General features: G+C 41.0%; 13 protein-coding genes and 1 riboswitch. Of the genes, 9 read left to right on the plus strand and 4 right to left on the minus strand.

What is annotated here, in order from left to right; translation table 11 throughout:
- Nucleotides 1–3 precede the first annotated feature (3 nt).
- The 7 genes from NLF99_RS08625 (at nucleotide 4) to NLF99_RS08655 (ending at nucleotide 5974) form a co-directional block, all read left to right on the plus strand.
- Nucleotides 4–1692 (plus strand): NAD-binding protein, encoded by a 1689-nt coding sequence (locus NLF99_RS08625; protein ID WP_185218330.1) that lies wholly within the window; start codon nucleotides 4–6, stop codon nucleotides 1690–1692.
- 47 nt (nucleotides 1693–1739) lie between these two features.
- A riboswitch (TPP riboswitch) is annotated at nucleotides 1740–1832 on the plus strand.
- A 57-nt stretch (nucleotides 1833–1889) separates the two neighbouring features.
- On the plus strand, nucleotides 1890–2699 hold the full coding sequence (thiM, locus tag NLF99_RS08630; RefSeq protein WP_254527746.1) for a hydroxyethylthiazole kinase: 810 nt from the start codon (nucleotides 1890–1892) through the stop codon (nucleotides 2697–2699).
- The gene (gene thiE, locus NLF99_RS08635; RefSeq protein WP_302328324.1) at nucleotides 2683–3315 is read left to right on the plus strand and encodes a thiamine phosphate synthase; all 633 of its coding nucleotides are present in this window, start codon (nucleotides 2683–2685) and stop codon (nucleotides 3313–3315) included. The genes thiM and thiE overlap by 17 nt, the downstream gene beginning before the upstream one ends.
- Complete coding sequence (thiD, locus tag NLF99_RS08640) at nucleotides 3312–4151, plus strand: bifunctional hydroxymethylpyrimidine kinase/phosphomethylpyrimidine kinase (protein WP_254527749.1); 840 nt, start codon at nucleotides 3312–3314, stop codon at nucleotides 4149–4151. The genes thiE and thiD overlap by 4 nt, the downstream gene beginning before the upstream one ends.
- Nucleotides 4138–4791 (plus strand): thiaminase II, encoded by a 654-nt coding sequence (gene tenA / locus NLF99_RS08645; RefSeq protein WP_254527754.1) that lies wholly within the window; start codon nucleotides 4138–4140, stop codon nucleotides 4789–4791. The genes thiD and tenA overlap by 14 nt, the downstream gene beginning before the upstream one ends.
- Before the next feature lie 157 nt (nucleotides 4792–4948).
- Nucleotides 4949–5362 (plus strand): CBS domain-containing protein, encoded by a 414-nt coding sequence (locus NLF99_RS08650; RefSeq protein WP_093097648.1) that lies wholly within the window; start codon nucleotides 4949–4951, stop codon nucleotides 5360–5362.
- A 147-nt stretch (nucleotides 5363–5509) separates the two neighbouring features.
- Nucleotides 5510–5974, plus strand: a complete 465-nt coding sequence (locus tag NLF99_RS08655; protein ID WP_254527755.1) for a copper resistance protein NlpE — start codon at nucleotides 5510–5512, stop codon at nucleotides 5972–5974.
- 974 nt (nucleotides 5975–6948) lie between these two features.
- On the opposite strand, the gene NLF99_RS08660 is transcribed toward NLF99_RS08655, so the two are convergent.
- A complete protein-coding gene (locus tag NLF99_RS08660) occupies nucleotides 6949–7986 on the minus strand; it encodes a quinone-dependent dihydroorotate dehydrogenase (protein ID WP_185218335.1) in 1038 nt (345 codons plus the stop codon).
- A 52-nt stretch (nucleotides 7987–8038) separates the two neighbouring features.
- On the opposite strand from NLF99_RS08660, the gene NLF99_RS08665 reads away from it, so the two are divergent.
- The gene (locus NLF99_RS08665; protein WP_185213872.1) at nucleotides 8039–9949 is read left to right on the plus strand and encodes an ABC-F family ATP-binding cassette domain-containing protein; all 1911 of its coding nucleotides are present in this window, start codon (nucleotides 8039–8041) and stop codon (nucleotides 9947–9949) included.
- A 637-nt stretch (nucleotides 9950–10586) separates the two neighbouring features.
- Here NLF99_RS08665 and NLF99_RS08670 read toward each other — a convergent pair.
- Nucleotides 10587–10724, minus strand: coding sequence for a hypothetical protein (locus NLF99_RS08670; protein WP_254527756.1), 138 nt, complete (start codon nucleotides 10722–10724; stop codon nucleotides 10587–10589).
- Between the two features lie 128 nt (nucleotides 10725–10852).
- Here NLF99_RS08670 and NLF99_RS08675 point away from each other — a divergent pair, with 128 nt between their 5' ends.
- Nucleotides 10853–11464, plus strand: a complete 612-nt coding sequence (locus NLF99_RS08675; RefSeq protein ID WP_254527757.1) for a DUF4126 domain-containing protein — start codon at nucleotides 10853–10855, stop codon at nucleotides 11462–11464.
- On the opposite strand, the gene NLF99_RS08680 is transcribed toward NLF99_RS08675, so the two are convergent.
- Nucleotides 11445–12419, minus strand: a complete 975-nt coding sequence (locus NLF99_RS08680) for a 1-acyl-sn-glycerol-3-phosphate acyltransferase (protein ID WP_254527759.1) — start codon at nucleotides 12417–12419, stop codon at nucleotides 11445–11447. The genes NLF99_RS08675 and NLF99_RS08680 overlap by 20 nt on opposite strands.
- Before the next feature lie 70 nt (nucleotides 12420–12489).
- Nucleotides 12490–14274 (minus strand): ABC transporter ATP-binding protein, encoded by a 1785-nt coding sequence (locus NLF99_RS08685; protein ID WP_254527761.1) that lies wholly within the window; start codon nucleotides 14272–14274, stop codon nucleotides 12490–12492.
- Nucleotides 14275–14307 lie beyond the last annotated feature (33 nt).

Raw genomic sequence — 14307 nt, forward strand, 5'->3', positions numbered from 1 at the left:
AGAATGAATTTGACAAGAAGACAAAAAGGTCTATTGGGAATAGCATTTGTATGCTTTTTGATAATATTATCTTGGATCGGTTTATCCAAGTTCTTTCCTGAGAGCAACTCCTTGAGGTACCTACCTGATCGGATTTACCGCATCATCAAAATCGTATTCGGTGGCGACCCTTCAGGTTCAGGCCTAGAAGCTGAAAATGTACCCTGGGAATTGATCCTAGCTAAGATATGTGCCATTGGCATTCTGCTTTTCGGTGCCTACAAGATTATTCAAAAGGTATTCTCCGAACAGTTCAATCTCTTAAAGGCTTCTTTCAAACAGAACCATGTCATCTCTGTGGGTATCTCAAAAAAAGGTAGGCAACTTTTTCAAAGCCTAAAGGAAGACTATAAGCAAAAAGGAATTGCCATTGAAAAGGAAACAGAGCATGCCGACATCAATTCTGTAAAAAAACAGGGCCACTTAGTGATTATCGGAAATGCCGAAGAAGAAAGTACCCTACTGGAAGCAGGGATCAAACGCGCCTCTTCCCTGATCGTCTTCCTAGAAAATGAGCAAACCGTAATTGAAATCATTGAATCTGTTCAAGATATCTACGATAGATCAAAATGTCAGAACGACTTGCATTGCTTTTTACATATCAGCAACCCAAGGTTGATCGACTTGGTCAAGAACACCGGAATCCATTTAGATAACAACCAAATCCAACTTCGATTCTTCAACATCCACAAGATGTTGGCAAGGCAGTTTTTTTCGCAATTTCCAATAGATCTACAGCGATCCGGTAAGGAACTTTCCGATATCAATAAAATCGTATTTTTAGGCTATGGGGATTTCGCAAAAGCCATGTTGGTCCAAGCCATGAGGATTTTCCATATTTCTGTCGAAAATGACCTGAAAATTGCTGTTTATTCCGAGCAAGCTGAAAAAGACAGGAATTACTTCAACGAGCAATATCCTAAAGCCAATAAGATTTTTCCTATTGAATTCCATAATTTTCAAGGAACCTACAATGAGCTGGTATCTAGGGAGGAATTATTGGATAAAGGCAATGAAACTTTGTTCATTACTGCTTTCGACCAGGACCAAACTAATCTCAATACCGCTTTGGAACTCTTGGACAAAACCCAGAATAGTAAATTCCCGATCTATGTGCTCAATGCTGAAGGAAAAGGTTTGCGGAAGTTGATCCGCTATTCGGAAGAAAGCGATAGGATAAAATTCTTTGGTCAGATGGAAGATATCTGTAACCTTGAATTTATCACGGGCAATAAATTGGACAAATTAGCCCAGGCCATCCATGATGATTATAGAAAATTACTTTCCGGTACCAGTTCAGAAAGTGCCCGATACACTTCTGATTGGTTAACCCTGAGCGAAGATGCAAAAGATGCCAGCCGAGCGCAGGCAGACCATATTCCCTATAAGTTTTTATTGACCCATAAAGAATGGCCAGTAAACCAGCCGGATGCAATAGCTTTCAGTGAGGATGAAGTGGAAACCTTGGCCATTATCGAGCATAACCGCTGGATGGCACACCGATATATCAATGGTTGGGACTATGGAGAAGTACGAAATGATGAGCTTAAATTCCACCCTTCCCTGATTCCTTGGGAAATCTTGAGCGAAAGTGAAAAACAGAAAGATCGAGACACCATCCTTAGAATTAAGATTCTTTTGAACGAAAAATAAAGCTATAGCCCAAGAATTTGTCTTTGCAGATTGTTTGGGCTATATTTGATTGGCTTTAGGGGTATTCTAATAGGAATTGAGACAGACCCTTTGAACCTGATACGGTTAAAACCGTCGTAGGGAAAAGCAAAATTGCTTGGCAAACCTAATTGCCTATTCCCTCCCTTCAGCCATTATTGTTTTTAATTTTTCAAATAATGGAAAACGACATTTATCATTTATTGACTCAAGTCCGAGAAAAATCTCCACTCGTTCAAAACATTACAAATTTTGTGGTCATGAACAATACCGCAAATGCCCTTCTGGCACTTGGTGCATCTCCAATTATGGTCCATGCCGAAGAGGAATTAGAGGAAGTCCTCAGTTTCTGCAATGCCCTTGTCATCAACATCGGTACCCTAAGCAAACCATGGGCAGAAAATATGATCCTGGCCACAAAGCTGGCCAACAAATTAGCTAAACCTTGGGTATTGGATCCGGTTGGTGCAGGTATCTCTACCCTACGCAATGAAACGCTAAAATCTCTATTGGAATTAAAACCAACGGTCATTCGTGGGAATGCTTCGGAAATTATCGCCCTTCAGAACTTTAACAATAAAAGTGCTAAAGGTGTGGACAGCACCCAATCAAGCAGCTCGGCCCTAGATGCCGGAAAGTTACTGCAAGAGGAAACGGGATCCATAGTTTGTATTTCCGGTGCCACTGATTATGTCATTTCAAAGAATGAAATCACCGAAATCAAAAACGGCACCTCCGTGATGACCAAGGTAACTGGAATGGGCTGTACGGCTTCCGCAATTACCGCAGCATTCATTGGCTTAGCAAAAGACCCCTACCAAGAAGCTGTCGCTGGTATTGCCATCACTAGTCTTGCAGGCGAATTGGCTGCCAAAATATCGAAAGGCCCAGGTAGCCTTCAGCTCAATTTTTATGACATCCTTTACAATCTTGCCAAAGAACAGATTTTAGGTAACCTAAAACTAAAAAAATATGCCAATCCATCCTGATTTCCCCTATCCCCTTTATTTGGTGATTTCAGAAAAAGATTGTGTTAAAATGAATTGGCTGCAAGTTGCGGAAGAAGCCATATTTGGCGGGGTGGATATCATTCAATTGCGTGAAAAAGAACTCAGCCATACGGAATATTTGAACAAGGCAAAGGCACTGAAAAAAATTACAGACCAATACCAGATTCCTCTGATCATCAACGATGCTCCTGAAATTGCAGTTGAAATCCAAGCTTGGGGCGTTCATGTTGGCCTTTCGGATACACAGCCCCTGGACATAGCTGAAAAATATGGAGATATCCTGAAAATTGGCTGGTCATTGGAATACCAAGATCAACTGGAAAGTCCTCAAATGGACCCAACCCATCATCTGGGGCTCAGCCCTATTTTTAAAACAGCGACAAAGACCAATACTGTGACCACTTGGGGTATTCACGGTATACAAGAAATAAAACTAAAAACCGATAAACCGCTGATCGCTATCGGTGGTATGAAGCAGGACAATGCTGGACAGGCATTTCAAGCTGGCGCAAATTCCATTGCTGTCGTTTCTGCAATTTGCGGCAGTTCAGACCCAAGAAAAGCAGCCGAACTGTTGAAAGGATTATTAAAATGAAAGAAAACAAAAAATATAAAGTACCAACTGTTCTCAGTATAGCGGGCTTTGATGGCAGCGGTGGTGCCGGCATCCAAGCTGACACCAAAACCATTTCATCCCTAGGCTGCTATGCCATGAATGTTTTGACGGCATTGCCGGTACAAAATACCCAAGGGGTGAAGAACATTTTCGACATCCCTGTTGAGGCTGTAAAGGAGCAATTAGATTGTCTCTTTGAAGATATCTATCCCGACAGCATCAAAATAGGGATGGTACATAATAGCAAATTGGTCGAAACCATTGCTAATTCCCTGAAAGATTATAAAGGCAGTATCGTCTTTGACCCGGTTATGGTTTCCACTAGCGGACATCGGCTGATCCATGAAGAAACCATAGCGGCCATTAAAGAACTATTGTTTCCGATAGCCCAAATCATTACCCCTAATCTTGATGAAGTTTCCGTATTGGTGGGTAGAGAAATCAGCAGCGTACATGCGATGGAAGAAGTCGCTGATGAAATCTTAAGTTTAGGCTGTAATGCTGCACTATTAAAAGGTGGACATCTTCAAAGCGATATACTCACCAGTATATTGATCCAGAAAAACCATGCAGCGCAATATTTCGATTCTAAACGTGTGAATACCAAGAACACACACGGCTCAGGCTGTTCGCTTTCCTCTGCCATTGCATCATTCCTTGCCCGTGGCTATCACTTGGAACAATCCACCGAAAATGCTCTCATGTATATCAACAGTGCCATAAAAGGAAGCAAAGATCTGCTGATAGGAAAAGGAAATGGACCACTGAATCACTTTTTTAACCCTCAAAGACTCATTAAATATGAAATGGACTGATCAAGCTTGGGAAGCTATCCAACCCATCTATCATGAAATATTGAAAATGCCCTTTATCGAAGAATTGAAAAACGGAACCCTCCCATTGGAAAAGTTTCAGTTCTATATGCTTCAGGATGCCAAATACCTCGAACATTATGGACGAGCACTTGCGGCACTCGGTTCAAAGGCAGAGGACAATGAAATGGCCTTGGACTTCTTTGAATTTGGCAAGAATGCCTTGATCGTGGAAAGAGCTTTACATGAGGCTTATTTCAAGCAATTCAAGCTTGAACCCAATCAAGAGATTACGATAGAGCCCGTTTGTCACCATTATATTCACTTCTTGAAAAGTACGGTGGCCTATGATCCCATAGAGGTAGCTACGGCAGCCATCTTACCTTGCTTTTGGATTTACAAAGAAGTGGGAGACCATATCTATCAAAACCAGAATACAGATAATAACCCTTACAAGAATTGGATTGAGACCTATAGTGGCGATGAATTTGCCGAAGGTGTGAAAAAAGCCCTACAGTATAGTAATTACATGGCAGAAAACAGCACAGATAAAGGTAGAAAAGCCATGCTTGAAGCCTTTATTGCCGCAAGTAGATTGGAATTTAATTTCTGGGATGCTGCTTATCGGAATATAAAATGGTAAGCAATTCTTGAATTTTGGGCCAACTATTAAGTTACAAAAAAAGTACAATATTAGCGCGGTAAAGATCATTTATTAACGTAATTAATCTCCTGTTTTTGGCGCAATGCAAACATGATATTTGAGTAAAGGATTAAGCAAACCATTAAAATCAAATATCATGAAACAAAGAGTTCCAGTATCGCAGATTATGACAACCGAGTTGATCACATTGACTCCGAAAGATAGCTTATATGAGGCGGAGAAACTATTCAAGAAACATAATATCCGTCACTTGCCTATTGTGGAGGGCAAAAAATTAGTTGGGGTAGTCAGTTATTCTGATTTATTGAAAATTAGCTATGCGGATGTAAACGAAGAGGATGATATCGAAACTATCGTTTATGATATGTACAGCATTCCGCAGTTAATGGCTAAATCACCATTGACGGTAGATCCTGAAGCGACTATAAAGGAAGTGACAGAAACCCTTTCTCAAGTTTCTTTCCACTCCATTCCAGTCGTGGACGGTGAAGACCTTGTAGGGATAGTAACTACTACAGATCTCTTAAAATATTTTATCGATCAATATTAGTATTTTGTTAATAATTAATTTTCAGCTGTAGACCAAATGGGTTTACAGCTGAAATTTTTTATAAGGAAATTTATTATTACAAAAACTCTTGATAACGTAGCTTTTGGCGCAGTTTTTGGGTATTTTTGATTATAAAATTTATGTTATATGAAACAACTATGCTTACTTGCTGGAACCGCAGCGTTATTGACATTCGGTTCTTGTACTTCAAACGCTAATAAACAATTGGAATCTAAAGATTCAAGTGAAACGGTATTGACAGATTCTAACCCCGTTGACAGCACCCATACATCCCAAAATTCGGTTGATTGGGCGGGTACCTATTCTGGCGTATTTCCTTGCGCTGACTGTCCAGGAATCAAAACTACGGTGACCTTAAACTCCGATGAAACCTTTACCTATGAAGGTCAATATCAAGAAAGAGACACTAAAATTGAGGATACCGGTAAATTTATGTGGCATGACAACGGCAGTGTCGTTCATTTAGTAGGTAAAGAAGTAAACATGAAACTAAAAGTTGGCGAAAACCAATTGTTCTCCCTAGACCAAGATGGAAAACCTATCGACGGCCCTTTGAAAGACAATTATATCTTGAAAAAAGTAACTCAATAGTATTGAGTTTATAGATATTGTACAGAGCTGGTTTGAAAAAATCAGCTCTTTTTATTTTTGCCCTAACGGGCAATGTCATTATGTTAAGTTTTTTTAGTCATCCTGAGGTTCACCCGAAGGATCTCGGAACATTGCAAACCTAATTTTGTGAATAATTGCATTGGCGTACAGTTTTTCTATCTTCAATAGTTTGTACTGGCGAACAGTTCCTAAATCTTAGGCTAACACCCCATTGTCGTCCTGACGCAGGAAGGATCTCGGAACATTGCAAACCTAATTTTGTGAATAATTGCATTGGCATACTTTCCTTTACCTGCGGTTATCCTCCGTTTCGTCATCCTGAGGTTCATCCGAAGGATCTCAGAACATTGCAAACCTAATTTTGTGAATAATTGCATTGGCATACAGTTTTTCTATCTGCAATAGTTTGTACTGGCGAACAGTTCCTAAATCAAAGATTTAGGATGACAGGGTCTTTATATTGAGAACCGTACAGATTCCTCACTATTCGTTCAGAATCAAAATGCGTTAAAGAGGGATTCAGAGTGAAGCGAAGAATCTATTTTTTTATTTTTTGAGGTGTTTGTCATCCCGAAATCGTAAGATGAGGGAACTATTTTTCAAATGAAGAGTGGATACTTCCGAGGCCCATTCGGTAAACTCAGGCTGACACAAAAGGTATGGATAAATATTTCACCCAGGCTGTGGGTTCGCCATTACAAACATCAAATTTCTACAAGGATTCCACCCCCTCTGGGGGTAATTATCTGTCCTAAAAGGATGAAGGAGTTAATCACCCTAAAGGGAGATTTTGATGTTAGGATTGCAGGAGGCGGGCTTATGCAATAAGCCCCAACAAATTCGGCTACCTTTCCAGCGACATAATGGACACGATCTTGGTCCATCCTCTCAACCCTTCCATCCTGGTTCATTCCTAGATCTTGGCCCATCCTCTCATCCCTTCCATCCTGTTTCTACCTACTTCTCTCTTTCAAGATCCCCTTACAGATATCTGCCACCAAAGATGGCCCTTCATAGATAAAACCGGTATAGACTTGGACCAAACTTGCTCCAGCATTTAATTTCTCAATGGCATCCGCAGCAGAATGTATACCACCTACCCCAATGATCGGGAAGGCTTTATTGGATTTATCTGCCAAGTATTGGATTACTTCTGTAGAACGACGGGTCAATGGTTTTCCACTGACGCCACCTGGTTCCTGTACCAACATTCGGTGGCTCTGTAATCCCTCTCTGGCGATGGTAGTATTGGTAGCGATTACCCCTGCGATTTTGGTTTCCATCACGATCTCAACGATATCATCCAATTGGGTAAAGGTCAAATCCGGAGCAATCTTTAGAAGGATAGGCTTTGGGTTTGCCTTTTCCAGGTTCAATTGCTGCAATGTATTCAGGATATGCATAAGCGGTTCTTTTTCCTGAAGATCACGCAATCCCGGTGTATTGGGTGAGCTTACGTTTACCACGAAATAATCCACATAGTCAAATAAAGCCTTGAAGCAATAGATATAGTCATTTACAGCTTCTTCATTTGGTGTAACCTTATTTTTACCGATATTTCCACCGATTAAAACACCGTTTCTCTCCTTTAGAAATTTAAGTTTTCCGGCAGCTACATCAGCACCCTTATTATTGAATCCCATACGGTTGATCAAGGCATGGTCATCGACCAACCTGAACATCCTAGGTTTATCATTTCCAGGTTGCGGCTTTGGTGTAACGGTACCGATTTCAATAAAGCCAAATCCTAGTCTAGCCATATCCTCGATGTATTCTGCATTCTTGTCGAAACCTGCAGCCAACCCTACTGGATTCTTGAAGGTCAAGCCAAAGACCTTGGTTTCTAACCTCGGATCTTCTACACAATACAAGGATTTCAACAATGCTTTTGAACCCCATACTTTATTAAAAAATTTCAAGCCTGAAGTCACATTATGATGCGCTTGTTCAGGGTTCATCGAGAAGAAAAATGGTTTAACTAGCTTATACATGAGTGCAAAGGTAGCCAAAGATGCAGAAATATTCATTACTTTTGCACCCGAAATGATATCTATAAATAACTTAACATTTGAAATTGGCTCTAGGGCATTGTACGATGAGGCAAACTGGCATATCAAACCAGGGGATAAAGCAGGTCTTATCGGTGCTAACGGTACCGGAAAGTCCACTTTATTGAAACTTATCGTAGGGGAATACGCACCTACCAGCGGGACCATATCCATGGCCAAAGACCTAAAATTAGGTTATTTAAACCAGGACCTCCTATCCTATCACTCGGAAAAAAGCATCCTCCATGTTGCAATGGAAGCTTTTGAAAGACAAAATCAGCTGCATACCGAAATTGAAAACCTACTCAAAAAATTAGAAACAGACTATTCGGATGAAATCCTGAATAAATTGAGCGATAAGCAGACTGAATTTGAGGCATTGGATGGTTACAGTATCGAATTTCGTGCTCATGAAATCCTTGCAGGTTTAGGTTTCTCAGAAGAGGAACAAAAAAGACCTTTGGCGACCTTCTCTGGAGGATGGCGGATGCGTGTGATGCTGGCCAGGATCCTCCTGCAAGCTCCTGACATCTTATTGCTGGATGAGCCTACCAACCACTTGGACTTACCCTCCATCAAATGGTTGGAAACCTACCTACAAAGTTTTGAAGGTGCAATCGTGATTGTTTCCCATGACCGCTATTTCTTGGATAGGATCATCAATAAAACGGTTGAATCCAGAAAGGGAAAATTGACCCTTTATGCTGGAAACTACAGCTTCTATCTGGAAGAAAAATCATTGCGTGAAGAAATCCAAGGCAATCAATATAAAAACCAACAGGCCAAGATCAAACAAGAGGAAAGGTTGATCGAAAGGTTCCGTTCGAAAGCAAGTAAGGCTAAAATGGTACAATCTCGTATAAAAGCCCTTGACCGAATGGAAAAGGTGGATGAGGTGGATGATGACAACCCTGAAGTGAACTTCAGCTTTAAATTCTCCAAACCATCAGGTCGACATGTGGTAACTATGGAAAACATTTCCAAATCTTACCCGAACGTAGAAATCCTGGAAAACACGAATGGCCTGATTGAAAAAGGTGATAAAATTGCGTTGATCGGTGCCAATGGTAAAGGTAAATCAACCCTATTGCGGATCGTAGCAGATGCAGATTCTGAATTTGAAGGCAAGAGCACTAAGGGACATAATGTTTCCCAGACCTTCTTTGCCCAGCATCAATTAGAAGCCTTGCACTTAGAAAATTCCATTTTACAGGAACTGGTGGCCTTTGCGCCTAAGCATACCGAAACAGAACTACGTTCCATTTTGGGAAGTTTCCTTTTCACTGGAGATGATGTTTTCAAAAAAATCAAAGTCCTTTCCGGAGGTGAAAAATCAAGGGTGGCTTTAGCTAAGGCATTGACTGCAGATGCTAACTTCCTAGTACTCGATGAGCCGACCAACCACTTGGATATGGCTTCCGTTAATATCTTGATCCAAGCCATGCAACAATATGAGGGTACATTGATCGTGGTTTCCCACGACCGTTATTTCCTAGAGCATGTGGCCAACAAGATTTGGTTTATCGAAGACAAAGAAATCAAGGAGTATCCAGGTACCTATCAGGAATATGAGGAGTGGAACTCGAAACGTGTGATCAAACCCGAAGCAAAACAGGAAAAGAAACCGAAAGAGGAACCTAAAAAGGAGAAAGTTGCTCCTACTGAAGATACCAAAAGAATTATCCAGAAGAAAAACAAGGAACTTGCAGCCTTGGAGGAAAATATTGGAAACCAAGAAACCTTGGTTAAGCAATTGGAAACCGAGCTTGCTCAAGAGGAAATCTATTCCGATGCAGTAAAATTGCAGGAACATACCAGAAATTACAACTCTGAAAAAGCCAAATTGGAAACCCTGCAACAAGATTGGGAGACATTGGCAGAAGAGATCATGGACTTAGAAAATTAAAGTCATTTTCTTATCCTAATTCTGACCTTATTCGAGAATCATTCGAGCCATATTCGAGAAATATTCTATCCACTTTGCGAATTTTCCGAATATGTCTCGAATAAGGTCAAACCAAAATCCAGGAAATCTCCTATTTCCCCCATCCTAACTTCACAGCTAGCACCGATGGCAATGCGATTAAGTTCAGTTTTTTTATGCTGAGAGACCAGGGAATATATGGTTTTATTTGCATACTGTTCCTGCACCTTCGTTCATTTCAAATCTAAGATGAGAAAACTATTTTCTATCCATAGAAAGATTTTTTGAAAAATATTTCACCCCCGCTGTGGCTTGGCCGTTTCAAACATCCAAGTTCTACAAAGATTTCACCCCTTCCAAGGGTTTCCCAGATGATAATAAATTAAGTTTGTATGCTGCGGGCATATGCAATATGCCCCTACAGTTTCGGGGACTATCCAGCGACAAATTGACCATGATCTTGGCCTATCCTCCCATCCATTTAATCCTGGTTCATTCCTTTGATCTTGGCCTATCCTCTCATCCATTTAATCCTGGTTCATTCCCTTGATCTTGGCCAATCTTCCCATCCACATAATCCTGGTTCTTTTCCCTAATCTTGGCCTATCCTCCCATCAATTTAATCCTGGTTCTTTTCCATGATCTTGGCCAATCTTCCCATCCACATAATCCTGGTTCTTTTCCATGATCTTGGCCAATCTTCCCATCCACATAATCCTGGTTCATACCTTTGATCTTGGCCTATCCTCCCATCCATTTAATCCTGGTTCAAACCCGAACTCCAAATTAACGAAGAGAACTTAACGCTCATTATATTATACTCCCCTTCCATTTTGAATATCAGATTTGGCTGGAAATTTGTGCAGGATTTAATAAAACCAGATCATGACCGACATTCTACCTTTTATCATATCGTTATTTGTGGGAATTGGGCTTGCTGCTGCCACGGGTTTTAGGGTATTTCTACCGATATTCTTTTTAAGTCTGGGCTCTTACTTGGGTTGGATCCCTTTGGACGAGAGCTATGCCTGGGTAGGCGGACTACCAGCAGTCATTGCAACAGGCTTGGCTACCCTATTTGAAATATTGGCCTATTACATTCCATTTATTGATAATATCTTGGATAGCATTACGGTTCCATTGGCAACTGTTGCTGGATCTTTATTATTTGCAACGCAGTTTACCGAAGTGAGCAGTTGGATTCAATGGTCGCTGGCATTGATTGCCGGTGGAGGTACCGCCGCTACTATCAGTTCGGTGTTTGCCGGAACTAGGGCAGCATCCTCTGGTACAACCGCTGGGATCGGCAATCCCATCATCTCCACGGTAGAAACCGTTGGATCTACCATTATGAGCATCTTGGCGATATTCTTACCGATATTAGCCGGAATCCTAGTTTTCCTTATCCTATATTTCGCCATTAAATATGGTAAAAAACTATTGGACAAAGTCAGAAAAAAGCCAAAGGTGAATAAATTTAAGGATTCAACCTATTAACTCTTCCTTCCAAGTTTTCCTCGGCTACCTGGACAGGTTGATATTGTACCCAACAGTAAGATAGAAAAGGAAGTAGGATAAATACCAGAAAACCCCACCAAAAACTGAAGATATTCCCTATAATAATACTTAACAGCAACACGATTACCGGATAGGAAAACAACAGTACGCCAAACAAGAGTGAATCATAGAATATACTGTTCTCTGTTTTCTGTTTTATTTTCTTTTTGACCAATTGATAGTACCAATTATGGGAATAATGGCCCAATAAAGCAGGGAACTTCATCCATGCACGTTCCTGTTGGATGCCATCATTTGCAGCTACGTAACGGTTTAACATTTTGGCATCCATTTCCTCCCTTAGGCTCCTGATCAATTCACTCGTCAACACTTCAGAATTGTTCAGGTAGTCTGTCGAATCAATGGGATTTAATGCTTCCAAATAAATTGCTTTCGGCGTATCATCAAAGGAATTATAGCTGAGGATATAAGGTTGGACTTGGATAGGCACATCCATTTGCACCGCACGTTTGATTATGGAAGTTAAACCTGAGGTCATGAAAGGCTTCAAGTCTATTTGGTTTCTCGACACGCCTTCCGGAAATATCAGGAGTTTGCGGCCCATTTTCAATTGGCGCACGCATTCATCATAGGTAAATCCATTGCTAATATCAGCATCCTGACTATCATTCTTCTTATAGATAGGCAACATAAAGAAACTACGTAACGCCCAGTTCGCCAAGGGTTTTTCAAAGATATCTCCCCTAGTCAGGAAACATATTTCCGAGGGTTGATGCACCGAGAGAACCAAGGCATCAAAAAAGGAATTGGGATGATTTGAAACGATTACAGCAGGTTCATCCTTTGCTGCTAGTTCCAAGTTTTTTAATTGCCAATCTGCCACATACCAGTTCATGCCCAGTTTGACAAATGATCTTAGGATTGGATAAAGCATAGATTAATATTCTCAATAATTAGAATCCAAATTTTCCTATAACAAAAAACACGCCTAATTTTAACAAATACTAATCTTCTTTCATGGATTCGGTAATCTTATGGATATTGAGGCTATTGGCCATTGCGCTAAAAATCTTATAATAAGCGCCATGCAGGTCAAATAGCTCTTCATGGCTACCATCCTCTACCACCCTACCTTTTTCCATCACAATGATATGTTCGGCATCAATGATCTGAGAAATACTATGCGAAACGATGATCACTGTCCTACCCACTTTGATGGCGTCCAAGCTATTTTTGATCTGTTCGGTTGCGATTGCGTCCAAATTGGCTGTTGGTTCATCCAGGAAGATAATCGGAGGATTCTTAAGGAACATCCTTGCAATGGCAATTCTTTGCTGCTGTCCACCAGAGAGCAGATGGGCTTCGGCATCATAGCCATTCGGTAGATCGAGGACCTGCTCATGAATAGAAGCTTTCTTAGCGGCTTCGATGATCTCTTCCATACTGGCTTCAGTCTTTCCGTAACGGATATTGTCGGCAATACTTCCTTTAAAAATATGGTTCCTTTGTAAAACCAAGCCGATATTCTCCCTCAAAAATTCCGTATCATATTCCCTAAGGTCCACCCCATCCAGATATATTGCTCCAGAGCTTGGTTCGTAGAATTTATCCAATAGATTGATGATAGTACTCTTTCCGGCACCGGACAATCCTACCAAGGCGGTGTTGACGTTTGGACAGATCTCCATGCTGACATTGTGCAAGGCCTGATGTCCATTTGGATAGCTGAAATCCACATTCCTGATCTCGATCAGCCCTTTAATTCTTTCGGGTCTATAGGTACCTGAAGGTTCCTTCTGCCCTTCATCCTCCAGGATGCCAAAGAAGCTTTCACAATAGATCAGGGCATCGTTGACCTCATCGTAGATCCGGTGAAGCTGCCTGATCGGTGCAGAAACGTTATTGAAAAGCATAATATGGAACATGATGGCACCGATGGACATCTGTTCGTTCAATACAAAATAAGCGGTCAGGATGATGACGATAACCACGCCGATCTGTTCGATAAATCCCTTGATGCTTTCAAAGATAAAGGAGGTTTTACGAGTAGCCATTTGGTTCTCGGTCATCTCGTACTGAATCTTTTTATGCTTTTCAGCTTCAGTGTCCTCACGAACGAAGGACTTGATCACGGTAATGGAATCTATCAGGTTGATCAATTGGTTACTCTTATTTTCCCTGTACTGACGCATGTTCCTTCGAAAGCCAGATAATCTCTTGGCCTGCAACTGAGAAACATAAAAATAAATCGGTATGATAAACAGGCCCACCAAGCCAACATAGAAATTCGCAAGGAACATACAGACCAAGGCGACGATGGCATTTGCAAAGAGCGGAAGGATATCGATAAAGAAGTTTTGGACCAGTCGGGTCAGCGAGCTTATACCGGCATCAATCCGGGTTTGAAGTTTTCCGGACTCATTGATACTGGAAGTATAGAAGGCCATTTTATAGGTGAGGATACGATCGACAATGGCTTGCGAAAAATCGCGGGCGATCATGATCCGCAATTTCTCACCGTAGTATTTTTGTCCAAACTGAACGATGGAATAGATAATTTCCTTACCCAGTAATATGGCGGAAATAACGCCTAATAGATAAAGTCCAGTTCGGAGGGGTGTCTTGTTGACGAGGAGGTCACTGATGGTATCAACGGTGTACTTTAGGATAAAGGCATTGACCTGTGCAGCAAAGGACCCAACAACCGTTAGGATAAGGGTATAAAAAATGAGATTCTTATACGGCTTGGTGAAGGGTAATACTTTTTTAAAGAGTTGGGATATGGTCATAAAATTTAAACTTTAAAGTACTCAAAAAGTTTA

This window comes from Sphingobacterium sp. LZ11T8 (assembly GCF_024261425.1).
Classification (GTDB): domain Bacteria; phylum Bacteroidota; class Bacteroidia; order Sphingobacteriales; family Sphingobacteriaceae; genus Sphingobacterium.

Coding starts and splice junctions, on each gene's coding strand:
- NLF99_RS08625 (WP_185218330.1), top strand. CDS start 4: ATGAATTTGACAAGAAGACAAAAAGGTCTATTGGGAATAGCATTTGTA.
- thiM (WP_254527746.1), top strand. CDS start 1,890: ATGGAAAACGACATTTATCATTTATTGACTCAAGTCCGAGAAAAATCT.
- thiE (WP_302328324.1), top strand. CDS start 2,683: ATGCCAATCCATCCTGATTTCCCCTATCCCCTTTATTTGGTGATTTCA.
- thiD (WP_254527749.1), top strand. CDS start 3,312: ATGAAAGAAAACAAAAAATATAAAGTACCAACTGTTCTCAGTATAGCG.
- tenA (WP_254527754.1), top strand. CDS start 4,138: ATGAAATGGACTGATCAAGCTTGGGAAGCTATCCAACCCATCTATCAT.
- NLF99_RS08650 (WP_093097648.1), top strand. CDS start 4,949: ATGAAACAAAGAGTTCCAGTATCGCAGATTATGACAACCGAGTTGATC.
- NLF99_RS08655 (WP_254527755.1), top strand. CDS start 5,510: ATGAAACAACTATGCTTACTTGCTGGAACCGCAGCGTTATTGACATTC.
- NLF99_RS08660 (WP_185218335.1), bottom strand. CDS start 7,986: ATGTATAAGCTAGTTAAACCATTTTTCTTCTCGATGAACCCTGAACAA.
- NLF99_RS08665 (WP_185213872.1), top strand. CDS start 8,039: ATGATATCTATAAATAACTTAACATTTGAAATTGGCTCTAGGGCATTG.
- NLF99_RS08670 (WP_254527756.1), bottom strand. CDS start 10,724: ATGGATGGGAGGATAGGCCAAGATCAAAGGTATGAACCAGGATTATGT.
- NLF99_RS08675 (WP_254527757.1), top strand. CDS start 10,853: ATGACCGACATTCTACCTTTTATCATATCGTTATTTGTGGGAATTGGG.
- NLF99_RS08680 (WP_254527759.1), bottom strand. CDS start 12,419: ATGCTTTATCCAATCCTAAGATCATTTGTCAAACTGGGCATGAACTGG.
- NLF99_RS08685 (WP_254527761.1), bottom strand. CDS start 14,274: ATGACCATATCCCAACTCTTTAAAAAAGTATTACCCTTCACCAAGCCG.